Annotated in this window: 13 protein-coding genes and 2 tRNA genes; 10 read left to right on the top strand and 5 right to left on the bottom strand. The window is 60.4% G+C overall.

What is annotated here, in order from left to right; all coding sequences use genetic code 11:
- The first annotated feature begins 1,192 nt into the window (after positions 1-1,192).
- The 7 genes from C4N23_RS10845 (at position 1,193) to atpC (ending at position 7,229) form a co-directional block, all read left to right on the top strand.
- A complete protein-coding gene (locus C4N23_RS10845) occupies positions 1,193-1,876 on the top strand; it encodes a F0F1 ATP synthase subunit A (protein WP_112145997.1) in 684 nt (227 codons plus the stop codon).
- 53 nt (positions 1,877-1,929) lie between these two features.
- Positions 1,930-2,154: an ATP synthase F0 subunit C gene (atpE, locus tag C4N23_RS10850; RefSeq protein ID WP_015563599.1), complete on the top strand. Its 225-nt coding sequence runs from the start codon at positions 1,930-1,932 to the stop codon at positions 2,152-2,154.
- 18 nt (positions 2,155-2,172) lie between these two features.
- Complete coding sequence (gene atpF / locus C4N23_RS10855) at positions 2,173-2,664, top strand: F0F1 ATP synthase subunit B (protein WP_112145999.1); 492 nt, start codon at positions 2,173-2,175, stop codon at positions 2,662-2,664.
- Positions 2,654-4,408 (top strand): F0F1 ATP synthase subunit alpha, encoded by a 1,755-nt coding sequence (gene atpA, locus C4N23_RS10860; protein WP_112146001.1) that lies wholly within the window; start codon positions 2,654-2,656, stop codon positions 4,406-4,408. Before atpF ends, atpA begins: the two co-directional genes overlap by 11 nt.
- Entirely contained in the window at positions 4,395-5,273 is an 879-nt protein-coding gene (gene atpG, locus C4N23_RS10865) for an ATP synthase F1 subunit gamma (protein WP_112146003.1), read from the top strand. The genes atpA and atpG overlap by 14 nt, the downstream gene beginning before the upstream one ends.
- 136 nt (positions 5,274-5,409) lie before the next feature.
- On the top strand, positions 5,410-6,822 hold the full coding sequence (gene atpD, locus C4N23_RS10870) for a F0F1 ATP synthase subunit beta (RefSeq protein WP_055189838.1): 1,413 nt from the start codon (positions 5,410-5,412) through the stop codon (positions 6,820-6,822).
- Entirely contained in the window at positions 6,822-7,229 is a 408-nt protein-coding gene (gene atpC, locus C4N23_RS10875; protein WP_055189840.1) for an ATP synthase F1 subunit epsilon, read from the top strand. Before atpD ends, atpC begins: the two co-directional genes overlap by 1 nt.
- A 90-nt stretch (positions 7,230-7,319) precedes the next feature.
- Here atpC and C4N23_RS10880 read toward each other — a convergent pair whose 3' ends face one another.
- Positions 7,320-8,144 carry a PD-(D/E)XK nuclease family transposase gene (locus C4N23_RS10880; RefSeq protein ID WP_055189842.1) on the bottom strand — a complete coding sequence of 275 codons (825 nt, stop codon included), beginning with the start codon at positions 8,142-8,144 and terminating at the stop codon, positions 7,320-7,322.
- A 143-nt stretch (positions 8,145-8,287) separates the two neighbouring features.
- Here C4N23_RS10880 and C4N23_RS10885 point away from each other — a divergent pair, with 143 nt between their 5' ends.
- Positions 8,288-10,885 carry a peptidoglycan-binding protein gene (locus C4N23_RS10885; protein ID WP_112146005.1) on the top strand — a complete coding sequence of 866 codons (2,598 nt, stop codon included), beginning with the start codon at positions 8,288-8,290 and terminating at the stop codon, positions 10,883-10,885.
- 2 nt (positions 10,886-10,887) lie between these two features.
- Complete coding sequence (locus tag C4N23_RS10890) at positions 10,888-11,580, top strand: peptidoglycan-binding domain-containing protein (RefSeq protein ID WP_055189846.1); 693 nt, start codon at positions 10,888-10,890, stop codon at positions 11,578-11,580.
- Between the two features lie 45 nt (positions 11,581-11,625).
- Here C4N23_RS10890 and C4N23_RS10895 read toward each other — a convergent pair whose 3' ends face one another.
- Positions 11,626-12,966 (bottom strand): D-alanyl-D-alanine carboxypeptidase family protein, encoded by a 1,341-nt coding sequence (locus C4N23_RS10895; protein WP_112146007.1) that lies wholly within the window; start codon positions 12,964-12,966, stop codon positions 11,626-11,628.
- A 162-nt stretch (positions 12,967-13,128) separates the two neighbouring features.
- On the opposite strand from C4N23_RS10895, the gene C4N23_RS10900 reads away from it, so the two are divergent.
- Entirely contained in the window at positions 13,129-13,794 is a 666-nt protein-coding gene (locus C4N23_RS10900) for a metallophosphoesterase (protein ID WP_112146009.1), read from the top strand.
- 176 nt (positions 13,795-13,970) lie between these two features.
- Here C4N23_RS10900 and recG read toward each other — a convergent pair whose 3' ends face one another.
- From recG to C4N23_RS10915, 3 genes are all read right to left on the bottom strand, one after another.
- Complete coding sequence (recG, locus tag C4N23_RS10905) at positions 13,971-16,037, bottom strand: ATP-dependent DNA helicase RecG (protein WP_112146011.1); 2,067 nt, start codon at positions 16,035-16,037, stop codon at positions 13,971-13,973.
- Between the two features lie 101 nt (positions 16,038-16,138).
- Positions 16,139-16,213: transfer RNA gene (locus C4N23_RS10910), tRNA-Cys, on the bottom strand.
- A 28-nt stretch (positions 16,214-16,241) separates the two neighbouring features.
- Positions 16,242-16,317, bottom strand: a tRNA-Gly gene (locus tag C4N23_RS10915).
- Position 16,318 lies beyond the last annotated feature (1 nt).

Below are 16,318 nucleotides of genomic sequence, written 5' to 3' on the forward strand. Positions count from 1 at the left end.
TTTTCCACAAGTATAACATAGGGGGGTGAAAAAGCAAGGACGGGATTCAACCCGGAACGGAACATTCTGCCCGGAAAATGTGCGAAGGAACAAAAAACCAGCCGGATCGAGGCGGTTGCAAGCCCTCGTCCGGCTGGATACTTACTTCTTCGGAGTCATAAGCCTCTTCTCCTTGGATCTCCTCATTTTCGGATTGTACGTTTCATAGGGTGACTCTCCTTAGAAACTATCAGAAAACTGGAATCTATTTCAAGGGGGACTAGCTACTCGTGTGCATTGGACTGACCCTTCTCTTAACTGTTGGACTGCGGTACAGAGATCATGAAGATGAATTTCATATTACCACATTCTTTCGAGTTAGATTTGCTGGGGGTTCCACTGCTTAGTACATTGGAGTTACTCCTTTTTGGTCATTCAAATATCTTCGTCCGCGCAAAAGCTTTCTTCATAGGGATCACCTCAAGCGGATCTATTTGAATCGCCATGGGGTCTTATACTCGACAGACTGTTCTGTTTTCGCGTGATGGATGCTCAAGACTGGCTCTTGTTTTTGTGTTTTTATACGGGGGATACATCCCGTTTGTGGAGAGCCTCTGTTTTGCTTCTCAGCGAACCCCGACAGTCTGTCCGAACTGTGCGGGTTCCATATCGACCATCGGTCTCGCTCCTTTCTGCTTCAAGTCAGCGGGGTTAGCTCTCATTTGAGCTTCTGCTGTACTTCTCTGGTTTCTGGCTTTATTATACTCAAAACGGGGCCGCTTGTCTATTCGCAGACTGTACAACAAATACCCTTTGCTTTTGCACCAAAAGTCCAAAAAGCTGGGATACATGAAACTCGACTTTCCGCCTGCTGTTCCGCCGCGGTGAGAAGAAGTGAACCCGGTACAGCCCTTACATCTCAGCCCTGCTTCCCATATAAATTTGATATACCGGCTATACAAACAGTGAATAACGTGCCGATTTTGCCTCATTTTACCCGTACAAGATGAAGCAAAAAACTAAGATTTGGCTAAGGAATTGTGCAAAAGGCATAAGAAACATTCAAGTATTTGCGCAAATTGCACAACACTTCTCCGCGCTCCGTGAAATGGAATATAACAAAAAGTAGAATCTGGGGCGGGCGGCTACAAATTTCGGCACAATCGTGCTATGATACATACCACAAAATGAGAAAGGAGAGAGTGCAAAAAGAATGAATGCGTTGACTGCTGCTTTAAAAGAAGAGCTGAACGTTGAAATGGTCTCGGTCTTCGGGCTTTTCATCCCGGAGTCGGTGGTCGTCAGTTGGGGCATCATGGCGTTTCTGGTCCTCGGTTCGATCCTGCTGACGCGGAATCTGCGGGTCGAACACATCACCAAGCGTCAGGCTGTCCTTGAGACGGTCGTGACCACCATCAACGATTTCTTCGTCGGGCTGCTGGGCGAAAACGGCAAACGGTATGTGCCGTATCTGGTGAGCGTGGCGCTGTACATCGGGTGCAGCAACCTCATCGGTGTGTTCGGCATCAAGCCCCCTACGAAGGATCTGAACGTCACGGCGGCTCTGGCGCTCATGAGCATCGTGCTCATCGAGTATGCCGGCATCCATGCGCGCGGCGGGCCCGGCTTTTTGAAGAGTCTGACGGCTCCTACCCCGATCATGACCCCCATGAACATCTTGGAGATCGCGATCCGGCCTACGAGCCTTTGCATGCGACTGTTCGGCAACGTGCTGGGCGCGTTCGTCATCATGGAGCTGATCAAGCTCGTGGTGCCGGTGTTCGTCCCCGCTGTCTTCAGTTTGTATTTTGACCTGTTCGATGGTCTGATCCAGACCTATGTGTTTGTGTTCCTGACCTCCCTGTTCATGAAAGAGAGCATTGGGGACGAAGAGTGATCTCAGACGCAGCGCGGGCTGAGAAGTGATTACATTACAAAGGAGATTTTATTATGAACGGACTCGTAGCTCTGGGCGCTGGTATCGCAGCGCTGACTGGTATTGGCGGCGGCATCGGCATCGGCATTGCCACCGGTAAGGCAACGGAGGCCATCAGCCGCCAGCCGGAAGCTTCCGGTAAGATCCAGACCAACCTCCTGCTGGGCGCTGCTCTGGCAGAAGGTACTGCAATTTTCGGCTTCGTCGTTGCCCTGCTGATCATCCTGTTCTTGGGTTGATAACGGAGGCATGACGGAATGCTGACACTGAATCTGAATCTTTTGTGGACGGTCGTCAACGTTCTGATCCTGTTCTTGCTGCTGCGGAAGTTCCTGTACAAGCCTGTCATGAACGTCATTGCACAGCGCCAGAAGCAGATCGACGACGCCATTGCCGCGGCGGAAACTTCCAAGCAGGATGCCGCCGCAGCCCTGACCAGCGCAGAGGGTAAGCTGCGCAATGTGGACGCCGAAGCCGCTGCCCGCCGCGAAGCCTACGAGCAGCAGGCCGAGAAGGAAAAGCAGCAGCTGCTGGCTGACGCCCAGAAACAGGCCGACGCCATCGTGGCCGAGGGCAAGGCTGCGGCCGAAGCCGAGCGCCAGCACAAGCTGCGCGAGGCCGACGCCCAGACCACGGCCCTTGCCCGCGCCATGTGCGAGAAGCTGCTGGAGCGGAACCTGACTGCGCAGGACGATGCCCGTCTGCTGGACGATCTGTTGGAGAAAGCAGGTGCTGGCAATGGCAACTGAATTCAGCAAGGAATTTTTCAACTCCAACCGCATCGTCAAGGCCGACCTGCGTGCAGCCCGCAAGCTGCGGGAAGAGGACATCACCCGCATCAAGGATGAAGTGAAGAAGCTCTACGATGCCACCGAGGTCATCCTGAATGTCTCCGTGGACGAGAGCCTCCTCTCCGGCTATGTCCTGCAGGTCGGCGACCGGATGTTCGATAACTCCGGCCGTCACATGCTGGACACCATGATGGCGGGCAAGCCCGATCTGGCGACCCTGAAGACCCGCATCGAGGACTACAAGCCCGCCGAGACCTCGGCTGAGGGCGGCGTGGTCATCTCCTCGGCGGACGGCATCGTGCAGGTCGAAGGGATGGACCGCGCCGTGTACGGCGAGATCGTCACCTTCGAGAACGGTGCCAAGGGCATGGTCGAAAGCGTGGAGCCGGGCCGCCTCGGCATCATGCTGTTCGACGGTGCCGAGTCCGTCGGCGTCGGCACCCTCGTGACCCGCAGCGGCAAGCGTGCGGGCATCCCCGTGGGTGAGGGCTTCCTCGGCCGCGTCATCGACCCGCTGGGCGAGCCCATCGACGGCAAGGGCCCGGTGGAAGCGGAGGGCTACAACCCCATCGAGAAACAGGCCCCCGGCATCTTGGAGCGTCAGAGCGTGGACACCCCTCTTCACACCGGCATCCTCGCCATCGACTCCATGTTCCCCATCGGCCGCGGCCAGCGTGAGCTGATCATCGGCGACCGCCAGACCGGCAAGACCTCCATCGCCACCGACGCCATCCTGAACCAGAAGGACACCGGCGTTTACTGCATCTACGTCGCCATCGGTCAGAAGGCTTCCTCCATCGCCCGCGTGGCCGAGGATCTGAAAAAGCACGGTGCCATGAGCTACACCACCATCGTGGCGGCCACGGCATCCGACTCCGCCCCCCTGCAGTACATTGCCCCCTATGCGGGCACGGCACTGGCCGAGTACTTCATGGACAAGGGTAAGAGCGTCCTGATCGTCTACGACGACCTGTCCAAGCACGCAGTGGCCTACCGTGCCATCTCGTTGCTGCTCCGCCGCTCTCCGGGCCGTGAGGCTTACCCCGGCGATGTCTTCTATCTGCACTCCCGTCTGCTGGAGCGCTCCTGCCGGATGCGCGACGACCTCGGCGGCGGTTCCATCACCGCTCTGCCCATCGTCGAGACGCAGGCGGGCGACGTCTCCGCTTACATCCCCACCAACGTCATCTCCATCACCGATGGTCAGATCTTCCTTGAGAGCGCCCTGTTCAACGCGGGCAACCGCCCGGCCGTCAATGTCGGCCTGTCGGTGTCCCGTGTCGGCGGCGCAGCCCAGACCAAGGCCATGAAGAAGGCCAATGCCAACCTGCGCATCGAGCTGGCCCAGTATAAGGATATGGAGTCCTTCGCCCAGTTCAGTTCCGATCTGGACGCCGAGACCCGCCGCCAGCTGGAGCACGGCAAGGCCCTGACTGAGATGCTCAAGCAGCCGCTCTATCAGCCCAAGTCCGATGCCGAGCAGGTCGTGATCCTGACGCTGGCTTCCCACGGGATGCTGGATCTTGTCCCGCTGACGGAGCAGCGCGCCAAGACGGCCGCCTTCGTGCGGTCGTTCAAGGCCGATGTCTCCGGCACGATGGACGCCATCACTTCCACCGGCAAGATCACGCCGGAACAGGTGGATGCCATCCTGACCGCGTGGAAGGCCTATGCGGGAGGGGAGAGCCATGCCGTCCAGTAAGCTGCTCAAGGAGCGGATCGAGAGCATTCAGGATACCATGAAGATCACGAATGCCATGTACCTGATCTCCTCCTCCAAGCTCCGCAAGGCACGCCAGAACTACCAAAACGTTCTGCCGTATTTCACCCGGATGCGGGATACCATTTCCCGCGTCGTGCCCCATCTGCCGGATGAGCCGGTCCACCCTTACTTCCATGAGCGGAATGTGGAGAACCCCAAGCGGGCCTACCTTGTGCTGACCGCCGATAAGGGCATGGCCGGTGCTTACAACCAGAACCTGCTCAAGTTCCTCAAGGAACATGCAGACCAGAACGACCGGTTCTATGTCATCGGTCAGGTCGGCTACCGTGCCCTGCTCCATAAGGACCCGCGTCTGGTGGAAGAGTTCCAGTACGGCGCCACGGCCCCGACGCTGCAGCGTGCCCGCGATATCACCGTGGACGCCATCGACGATTTCAAGTCCGGCAAGCTGGATGAGGTGTACATCGTCTACACCAAGATCCAGAATGCCCTGACCAGTGAACCCGTCATGGAGCGGCTGCTTCCGCTGGACCGCGAGCACCTGAAGCCCACGCCCAAAGGTCTGGGTGACCCGCGGGGCGAGGTGGAGATGTTCCCGGATGCGAAGACCGTGTTCGAGCAGACAGCGCCCATTTATATGCACGGTATGATCTTCGGCGCCATGACCGAGAGCTTCTGCGCCGAGCAGAGCGCCCGCATGACCGCCATGGATTCGGCCACCAAGAGCGCGAATGACATGATCCACGAGCTTCAGCTCGAATACAACCGCACCCGTCAGGGCTCCATCACACAGGAGATCACCGAGATCATCGGCGGTGCGGCGGCAGTACAGAACAATGAGTAAAACTTACTCCTTCCGGCATCACCTAAGCGATGCCGCCTCCCTCAAGGAGAGAGGCTTTAGCGGCTCTCTCGCCGAGGGAGCTGGCACAGCGAAGCTGTGACTGAGGGAGTATCGATTCTATGAGAAAGGCAATCGTATGATACAGGGAACTATTATTCGCGTAGCGGGCCCCGTGGTGGACGTCAAGTTCACCGAGGGCAAGCTGCCTGCCCTGCAGGAAGCGCTGACGGTGACCGCCGAGGGCACCGAGCGTACGATGGAAGTGGCGCAGCACGTCAACGAGACGACGGTGCGCTGCATCATGCTTTCTGCCAGCGAGGGTCTTGGCAAGGGCATGGTGGTCACCGCCACCGGCCATGGCCTGAACGCCCCGGTGGGCGAAGGCACGCTGGGCCGCATGTTCGACCCGCTGGGCCGCCCCATCGACGGCAAGGGCCCGGTGGACGACCTGCCCCACTGGTCCATCCACCGCAAGGCTCCCAGCTTTGCAGAGCAGAAACCTGCAACCGAAATTCTGGAGACCGGCATCAAGGTCATCGACCTGCTGGCTCCTTACGCAAAAGGCGGTAAGATCGGCCTGTTCGGCGGCGCCGGTGTCGGCAAGACCGTCCTGATCCAAGAGCTGATCCACAACGTCGCCACCGAGCACGGCGGCTACTCCATCTTCACCGGCGTGGGCGAACGCTCCCGCGAGGGCTGCGACCTTTGGGGTGAGATGAACGCTTCCGGTGTTCTGAACAAGACTGCGCTGGTCTTTGGCCAGATGAACGAGCCCCCCGGAGCCCGTATGCGCGTCGCGGAGACCGGCCTGACCATGGCCGAGTACTTCCGCGAGGAGACCCATAAGGACGTCCTGCTGTTCATCGATAACATCTTCCGTTTCGTGCAGGCCGGTTCCGAAGTCTCCGCCCTGATGGGCCGTATGCCCTCCGCCGTCGGCTACCAGCCCACGCTGGCCAACGAGCTGGGTGCTCTGCAGGAGCGCATCACCTCTACCCGCGATGGTTCCATCACCTCGGTTCAGGCTGTCTACGTCCCCGCCGACGACCTGACCGACCCGGCCCCCGCCACCACCTTCGCACACTTGGATGCCACCACGGTCCTGAGCCGTAAGATCGTTGAGCAGGGCATTTACCCCGCTGTCGATCCGCTGGCCTCCACCAGCCGCATCCTCGAAGCCGACATCGTGGGCGAGGAGCACTACCGTGTTGCCCGCAAGGTTCAGGCGACGCTGCAGCGCTATCAGGAGCTGCAGGACATCATCGCCATCCTCGGCATGGATGAGCTGAGCGAGGAAGACAAGCTCACCGTCACCCGCGCCCGTAAGCTGCAGAAGTTCCTCTCCCAGCCCTTCTCGGTGGCCGAGAACTTCACCGGTCTGCAGGGCAAGTACGTCCCGCTGGCCGAGACCGTCAAGGGCTTTGCCGCCATCGTGGACGGCCAGTGCGATGATCTGCCGGAGTGGGCCTTCTTCAACGTGGGCACCCTTGACGATGCCCGCAAGAAGGCCGCCGACAAGCTCGCGGAGGAAAAGGGCGGTGCCGTCTGATGGAAAAGTTCATGTTGAACATCACTGCTTCCAGCGGTGAATTCTATCAGGGCGACTGCGAGAGCCTGATCCTCCCCACCGGCGACGGGGTGTACGGCGTTCAGGCCGGGCACAACCCGGTACTGGTGGCTCTGCACATGGGAATTGCGAAGTTCACCGTGAACGGCGAGACCCGCGAGGTGCTGGTGGGCGACGGCATCGCCGAAGTCACCCCCACCTTTGTTCTGCTGCTGGTGGACAGCGCCGAGCGCCCGGAGGACATCGACCGCAACCGTGCCGAGGCCGCCCGCATCCGCGCTGAAGAGCGCTTGCAGCATAAGCAGAGTATGCACGAATACTACCAGAGCAAGATCGCCCTTGACCGCGCCATGCAGCGTCTGCAGACCGCGGCCAAGTATAAGCGGTAAGCTTTATCTGAACCAAATTCTCTCCAAAAAGAAAGCCTCCATCTGGTGCTTTACGCACTCGGATGGAGGTTTTTTTGCGGATACAAAAACTTATGCGGGTCTCTTCTGGCTCAAGGTCGCGATCTCATCCAGAGAGAGACCGGAGTACTTTGCAATTTTGTCATGGGGCATTTCATCTGCAAGCATACTCAATGCAACAGCCACAGCTTTGGCATGTGTTGCTTCACGAGCAGCTTCATTTCGCATTTCTTCCATAGCTCTGCACATATTTGCCACTCCTTTCGTATCCTCTTTGAAATAGCGTACACGATCGGCCAATGTAGAATAATACATTTCCGTTGCATCGGTGCAGAAAAAATCGTGCATCAACTTCCCCAAAGCGGTCTCGTCTTTGATTTGCGAATTGACATAGATAATATGAGCTTCATCTTCAAAGATATCCCCGGTCTCGCGCACAACACGGTCGATGTGATAAATAGGAAGACCACGTTTTAAGATATCACGCTCTGTAATGAAGACAATATAGGTCTCGTTCAAATCGCTGTATGAATCTCCGGAATGGGTCAGATTAGCGTCCAAGAGGCTGCTGTTGTAACGTGCCCGTTTGGCACCGGCTCCGCGGTCAGAACGCTGAATTTCCACATTGTATGCGCGGTTTGCGGAATCCAGAGCCAGAATGTCCAACCGGACGGAACGGCCCTGCAAATTTTTCAGATCGTGCTGACCATGCACTTCTTGTACCGTCAGGTCATCACGGTTCAAAATGATGCGGAGCAGCAGCGCGGCACAAGATTTGTCTTCAAAAACCTTGCTCATGAAATCATCGTCCATGAGCCGGAAGCCGCGGATCCGTTCAAGGTCTTCCACATGTTTTTGCTCGAATGCTGCATCGTGAGAAATATGGGACTCGCTCATCGGATCACCTGCTTTCTCTTGTTGCTTTTATCATAACATACTTTGGACTTTTTGACAAGAGAACGTTCCTTTGCACCTTCCCACTCCGTTCCGAATACGCTATGGGTGAACCAAGTGAACATTTCGGCAAAGGAGTTTTTGTTATGGCAACCGGAATTTTGCGCATTCAGGCATTTGCGGCCCGGCAGTCCTCCCCGGTGGAGGGGGTGACGGTGAACATCACGGGGGACGGTTTCACCGCCGTCCGGACGACCGACGCCGAGGGCAATGCCGCCGATGTGGTCATCACCGCACCGGACTGTGCCCTCTCGCTGGAGGCGGAGAACACCACCCGCTGCCCCTATGCGGTGTGCAGCCTGACCGCGGCCAAAACGGGCTTCCGGCCCGTCCGCATTCAGGGCGTCCAGATCTTTGCGGGGCAGGTGACGCTGGCCCAGCCGGAGATGATCCCCGAAACCGAGGAGGACCGCGATGTGCCTAACCCGCCCATCGTCATCCCGCCCCATGCCCTCTTTGCGGGGGATGGCGGCAGCGGCACCGCCCCCACTGCGGGGTGCGTTCCCCGCGTGCTCGACCGGGTCATCATCCCGAAGAACATCACCGTCCATCTGGGCAAACCGGCGGCTTCGGCTCGGAACGTGACCGTCTCGTTCCGCAAGTATATCGCCAATGTGGCGTCCAGCGAAGTTTACCCCACGTGGCCCGAAGCGGCACTCCGGGCCAACATCCACTGCCAGATCTCGCTGGCGCTGAACCGCATCTACACTGAGTGGTACCCCAGCAAGGGCTACAACTTCAACATCACCAATTCCACCAGCTACGATCAATATTATGTCCACGGGCGGACGGTGTTCGACGTCATGGTGCGGCTGACCGACGACATCTTCAACACCTATCTCCGCAAGACCGGCACCGTGAATCCCTATTACTCCGAATACTGCGATGGCAAGACCGTCACCTGTCCGGGGCTGAAGCAGTGGGGCACGGTCACGCTGGCCAAACAGGGCCGCACGCCGCTTCAGATCCTGAAATACTACTACGGCAGCAACATCGAGATCGTCCGCACCAACAACATCCAGTCCATCCCCCAGAGCTACCCCGGCTCGCCGCTGCGGCAGGGCGACTCCGGCACGGCGGTGTACACCTTGCAGCGCCAGCTCAACCGCATCACCAAGGATTACCCCTTCCTCGGCAAGCTGACCGTGGACGGCAGATTCGGCCCCCGCATGACTGCCACGGTCAAGGCGTTCCAGAAGCAGTTCGACCTCACCGCCGACGGCGTGGTGGGGCGGCAGACGTGGTATAAGATCAGCTATATCTACGTGTCGGTCAAGGACTTGGCCGAGCTGACCAGTGAGGGCGAGACCTCCAGCGGCACCCTGTCGGACGGCACATGGGGCGGAACCACCCTGCGCACCGGCTCCACGGGCAGCGCTGTGGAGCAATTGCAGTTCTGGATGAACACGCTGGCCCAGTACGAGTCCAGCATTCCGCCCATTACGGTGGACGGCAGCTACGGCACGGCCACAGCCAACGCGGTGCGGGCCTTCCAGCGGCGGTATGGCCTGACCGTGGACGGCGTGGTGGGGCGCGAGACATGGACGGCGGTGTACAACGAGTTTCGGAGTATCCAGTCCGACAACGGCACCCCCAACGCCTACCCCGGCACGGCTCTGCGGCAGGGGGCCAGTGGGCAGAATGTCCGGCTCATTCAGTTCTGGCTCAAGATCGCCCGGAGCGTCTATTCCCGCCTGAACGACGTCACGGTGGACGGCCGGTTCGGCGCGGCCACGGCTGCGGCCGTCCGCCGGTTCCAGACCTATTTCGGCCTGACCAGCGACGGCGTGGTGGGCCGGACCACATGGAATAAGCTGTACGAGGTCTACAACGACATCGCCAACAAGCTGCTTTCGGCCAGTCTCCGCCCCGGCGAGTATCCGGGCATTTTGCGGCGGGGCAGCAGCGGCACGGCGGTGCGGGAGCTGCAATTCTACCTCTACCTCCTGAGCGCCTATGGAACCGGCATCCCTGCCGTGAGCATCGACGGCAGTTTCGGCGCGGCCACCGAGAACGCGGTGCGGGCCTACCAGCGGTTCGCGGGGCTGACAGTGGACGGCATCGTGGGGCGCACGACGTGGGATTCCCTCTACGGCAAAGCCTCGGCCCTGCGCAGCAGCGGCCCCGTGGTCACTCTGAAGCGTCTGCCCTACCCCGGCAAACCCCTGACCGTGGGCAGCGAGGGCAGCGCGGTGTTCTATTATAACATCCTGCTTCAGCGCATCGCTTACTACTTCGACCGTGTGGAGCGGCCGCCCCTGTCCGACCGGTACACCGACGAGACGGCGGCTTCCACCCGCAGCGCACAGGCCCTGCTGGATCTGCCGGAGACCGGCATCGCCGACGCCGAGACGTGGACGGCGGTGGAAGCGCTGAGCTTGCAGCTGGCCGCCAAGACCCCCAACCCCGACCGGGACGCGGAACAGGGGCTGGCCTACCCCGGCCGCGCCGTCACTGAAGGGAGCATCGGCCCGGATGTGATGCAGGTGGAACAGTGGCTCAACGGGCGGGCGAATCTCTACTGCGGCGAGGATTTCGTCACCGAAAATTCGTCCTTCGGCCCGGCGGAGACCGTCGCCGTCAAAGCGGCACAGGCGCGGGCCGGATTGGAGCAGACCGGGATCGTCAACCGCGAAACATGGGCGGCGCTGCGGGCCCAGAGCTGCGAATGTGAGGAGGAGTGAGGATGGCACGGTTGCTTATTTACGACGCCTACGAGAATAAGGTCTACACCTACAACAGCCTCAACGAGAACGACCCCATGCCCTACAGCACCAACCGGACCCTGACCCTGCGGGAGTTCCGGGGCAGATCCAACAGCCCGGTGCTCTGGACGACCATCGCGGCGATGGAAGCGTGGAACCTGACCCGCCGCAAATACGGCAGCGGCATCCCGGTGGGGTATGCGTTCCGCCGCATCTGGGAGGGCGGCCACGGCACCCGCAGCCAGCACTACGCGGGCGTGGCCTTTGATGTGGGCCAGAGCCTGAGCCAGACCCGGCGCACGGCCATCTACAACGCCGCCCGCTCCACCGGGGCGTGGGGCTATGTGGAGCCGCTGAGCCAGACCCCCACATGGGTCCACTTTGACCGCCGCTACGGCACCCCCGCGTGCAGAGGCACCACCGCCGGGTATCCCACCCTGCGGCGGGGCAGCCGGGGCTGTTACGTCATGGTCTTGCAGGATGCCCTCTCGACGCTGGGCTACCAGACCGGCACCCGCATCGATGGGCTTTTCGGCAGCAAGACCGAGGAAGCGCTCCGGGGCTACCAGCGCCGCACCAGCCTTTCTGTGGACGGCGTCTGCGGCTGCAACACATGGAAAAAAATCACCACCGCCGTCATCGGCGTCGGGCGGACCAAGACGACCATTGATTAAAACGAAACGAGGGCGGGAGCTTGTCGGCTCCCGCCCTCGCGGCGATTATCTGCGATGGATCTTCTTATTCGGCTTCCGGCCGTGCCATGTGTTCAGCAGCCACCACAGGCCGTAGACGGCGAGGGTGAGGAGGCTGAGGACGATCAGGACTTTCAGGTAGAGGCTGCGGAAGAATTCCTGCACCTTCGAGACGGTCAGGAGCAGAGTGTTCTGGTGGACGTCCTGCCCGGCGATGAGGTTGACCACGCCGATGGTCTCCCCGGCCAACTTCAGCTCCACCGTGCCGATGACGTCGCCCTGATGGATGGGGGCAGAAGCATAGTCGGGCAGGTGGAAGTATTTCTGGGTCACGGTGCCGTCGCCCGAAGAGGGCAGCAGGGTCATCATGTTGTCGTCGGGGTAAAGCTGCAGGGTGTCGGTGTCGGAGGAATACTTCACCGGGATCTCTGCCAGCGCCTGATCGGTGTCCAGCGCGGCTTGGATGGAAAAGCTGTCGAACACCCAGTCCATGAGCTTGGTCGTCTCGCACAGCGCCGGGCGGCGGTTCGCGTAGCCGTAGTCGTCGCAGGTGTCGGGGCTCTGCATGATGCAGAAGATATAGGTCGCGCCGTTTTTGTTGGCCCACGAAACGTAGCTCTGGTTTCCGCTGTCGTTCTTATAGGCCATCACGTCGCACATGCCGCCCTGCATCGCGCTGCGGTAGAATTTTCCGCCGCTGATCTTGTTCAGCGCAACGTTCTGGCTCAGCAGCACAAAGCTCTTGGCGTGCTTTTCCTTGGCCGGCATCGTGAAGGTCGGGGCGCTGGAAATTTCTTTGAACGCATCAAAGCTCATCAGGTAGCGCAGGATCAGGTACATATCCACGGCGGTGGTGGTATTGCCGCGGTCAAGGCCGCAGGCATCCGTCCATGTGCTGCCGGTGGTGCCGATGCGCTGGGACAGGGTGTTCATCTGGCTGACCCACCCGGCAAGGTCTCCGCCCGAAAGCTCGTAGGCAAGGCCCATGGCAGCCTCGTTGGCGTTCCGGGTCACCATGGCGTAGACGGCCTCCCGGTAGGTGAAGGTCTCGCCGGAGCGCATATCGGCGTTGTCCGTGTTGTGGACGTAATCCGAGATGGCGAAGGGCATCGTAAAAGTGTTGTCGAGCTGGTCGGCGTAGTTGGTCATCACCAGCGCGATGGTCATATATTTGGTCAGGCCCCCGGCCCAGACCTGTTTCTGACTGTCCTTGTCGTAGACGATGATGTTGGTGTCGGTGTTCACGATATAGGCGCTCTGGGCCTTGACCTCGTACACGGGGCTGGGGTCGAACATGGCGCTTGCCGACACAGCCAAAAAGCTGAACAGCACAGCCAAGGATAAAAAGAGGGCAGCGATACGTTTCATGTGGACAATTCCTTCAAAAAGCGATAAAATAGAAGAACCGGAGCGCAGGATGCGACCGGAAATGACAAACAAACGAAGCAAAGCTTCACCTTATAATAATAACAGGTTTGCCCTGCGGAGACAAGGGTTTTTACGGGTTTCACACAGGGCAGGAGGGAAACGATGGTATATCTGACGGGAGACACCCACGGCGACATCGAGCGCTTCAAGCACGGCAAGCTCCGCTGGCTGGGCAAGCGGGACGTGGTGATCGTGCTGGGCGATTTCGGGTTCGTGTGGGACGGCAGCAAAGAGGAGCAGAAAAAGCTGGACTGGCTGCGCAAGCGGCCCTACACCCTGCTGTTTCTGGACGGCGCGCATGAAAACTACGACCTGCTGGCCCAGTACCCGGAAGAAGAGCTGTTCGGCGGCAAGGTGCAGGCTTTGGGCGGCAATGTCTACCACGTCTGCCGGGGCAGTGTGCTGACGCTGGAAGAGAAAAAATACCTCTGTTTCGGCGGGGCCGAAAGCCCCGACCGGGAGGAGCGGGAGCCGGGGGTCAACTGGTGGCCGCAGGAGATGCCCTCGGACGAGGAATACGCCTCCTGCGAACAGAGCCTCGCGGCAAACAACTGGCAGGTAGATTATGTGCTGACCCACGATGCGCCAAGCAAGTTCCTTGATTTTTCTGCGCTGGCGGCGGGGGAGTCGAACCGGCTGCACCTCTTCCTCGATAAGATCCTGCTGAAAATGCAGTACGAAAAATGGTTCTTCGGCTGCTACCACAAGGACGCAGCCCTCTCCACCAAGAGCCGCTGCGTCTTCTGCGATGTGATCCCCATGAAATAATACGAACCAGAAAAGGGCTGTTGTACAGAACTCCCTCAGTCACGGCTTCGCCGTGCCAGCTCCCTCTCGGAGGGAGCCTTGGCGTAACGGTGAGCTGTGAAAGCCTCCCTCTCAGAGGGAGGTGGCATCGCGTGAGCGATGACGGAAGGAGTTGGCAACAGCCCTTTTCTTTTTTCCTAGTTCATCGCGCCCGCCTTTTCAAACATCTGCTCGACCTGCGCGGCCAGCAGGGCGTGTTCCGGGGCCGTGAGCAGCGGGTCCTCGGCCAGCAGGGCAGCGGCCTCGCTCTGGGCCGCATGGAGGGTGCGGGTGTCGTTCATCAGGTCGGCGATCTGCAGCGTAGGCAGACCGTGCTGGCGGCTGCCGAAAAAGTCGCCGGGGCCGCGGGTCTCCAAATCGTACTGGGCCACCGCGAAGCCGTCTGCCGTGGAGCAGAGGAACTTGAGCCGCTTCTGAACATTCTCGCCGGTGTTGTCGCTGACGAGGAAGCACCAGCTTTCTGCCGCGCCGCGTCCGACCCGGCCCCGCAGCTGGTGCAGGGCGCTCAGGCCGTACCGTTCGGCGTTTTCGATGACCATGACCGTGGCGTTGGGCACATCCACGCCCACCTCGATGACGGTGGTGGACACCAGCGCGTCCAGCCGCCCGGCCTTGAAATCCTCCATGACGGCGGCCTTTTCCTTTGGCTTGAGTTTACCGTGCATCAGCCCCACCCGGCGCTCCGGCAAAAGGGCCTTGGCGATGTCCTCGTAGTAGGTCTTTACAGCGTTCAGCCCGCCGTCCGGGGTGTCCTCGATGGCAGGGCAGACGATATACACCTGCCGCCCGGCGTCGATCTCCCGGTCGAGGAAGCCGTAGAGGTCCTGCCGCTTTTTGCCGGTGATGCACCGGGTCTTCACCGGTTTGCGGCCCGGCGGCAGTTCGTCCAAGATCGAGATGTCGAGGTCGCCGTAGATCAGCAGCCCCAGCGTGCGGGGGATGGGGGTGGCGCTCATGACCAGCAGATGCGGGTTCTCGGCCTTTTCGGCCAGCATGCCGCGCTGCCGCACCCCGAAGCGGTGCTGCTCGTCCACCACCGCGAGGCCCAGCCGCGCAAACTCCACCCCCTCGCTCAGGATGGCGTGGGTGCCCACCACGAGGTCGGCTTCGTCGGCCCGGATGGCCGCCAGCGTCCGGCGGCGGGCTGCGGCCTTCATCCCGCCGGTCAGCAGGGCCACTCGCATGCCGAAGGGGGCCAGCATCCGGTTCAGGTTCTCGGCGTGCTGGGAGGCAAGGATCTCGGTGGGGGCCAGCAGGGCCGCCTGATAGCCGCTGCGGATGCACGCCCAGATGGCGGCGGCGGCCACCAGCGTTTTGCCGCTGCCCACGTCGCCTTGGAGCAGCCGGTTCATGGACTGTTCGCCCGCCATGTCGGTCAAGATCTCGTCCACGGCCCGCCGCTGTGCTCCGGTGGGGGAGAAGGGCAGGGTGTCCCAGAAGGGTTTCGGGTCCAGCCGCTGCATGGGGGCCCCGGTGGCGGCGCTGCCCCGGTTTTTCATCCGGCCGATGCCGAGCTGCAGCACCAGCAGCTCTTCGTAGATGAGCCGCCGCCGTGCTGCGAAAGCAGCGTCCTCGCTTTCCGGGCAGTGGATGGCCCGCACCGCATCCGCCTTGGAGAGCAGACGGTATTTTTTTCGCATCTCCTCCGGCAGCGGGTCGGGCAGCAGCTCCGCGTGGGGCAGAAGCTGCCGGACGCATTTCGCGATGAGGCTGCTGGAAACGCCCTCGGTCTGGGGGTAGACGGCCTCAAAAGGCGCGGCGGCGATCTGCTCGGCCGTGCGCACCTGCGGGTTCACCATCTGGCGGCGGAGCATCCCACCCGTCACGATGCCCTGAAAATAATATTCCTGCCCCAGTTCCAGCTTCTGTGCGGCGTAGGGGTTATTGAACCATGTGATCTCTAGGCTGGACACATCGTCCCCGGCGGTGATCCGCTCCATCCGCCGCCCGCCCGGCAGGATGCGCCCGCCGGGTTTGGCGAACACCTCGGCCTTGACGACGCATTCGGTGTCGTTCGGCGCTTCGGCGATGGAATAGGGCTTGGTAAAGTCGATGTAACGGCGCGGATAGTGGCAGAGCAGGTCGGCCAGCGTGACGATGCCCAGCTTCTCGAACCGCTCGGCGGTCTTAGGCCCGACGCCCTTCAGGTAGCGCACCGGCGTGTCCGGCGTCAGGGTCGTATGAAGTTCTGGTTTTGCGGGCATGGCGGGCGCTCCTTTCACAAAGATAGTTCTATTGTAGCATGGGGAAGGGAAGGATGCAATAAAACAAAAAATCCCGAACGCATTCACGTTCAGGATTCCTTTGGAGGTGACGACCAGATTTGAACTGGTGGATGAGGGTTTTGCAGACCCTTGCCTTACCACTTGGCCACGTCACCATATTGGAGTGAATATTTCCACTCCATTTGGAGCGGCCGACGAGGCTCGAACTCGCTACCTCCACCTTGGCAAGGTGGCGCTCTACCAGATGAGCTACGGCCGCA

This window comes from Faecalibacterium hattorii, assembly GCF_003287455.1.
In the GTDB taxonomy this organism is placed as follows: Bacteria; Bacillota; Clostridia; order Oscillospirales; family Ruminococcaceae; genus Faecalibacterium; species Faecalibacterium hattorii.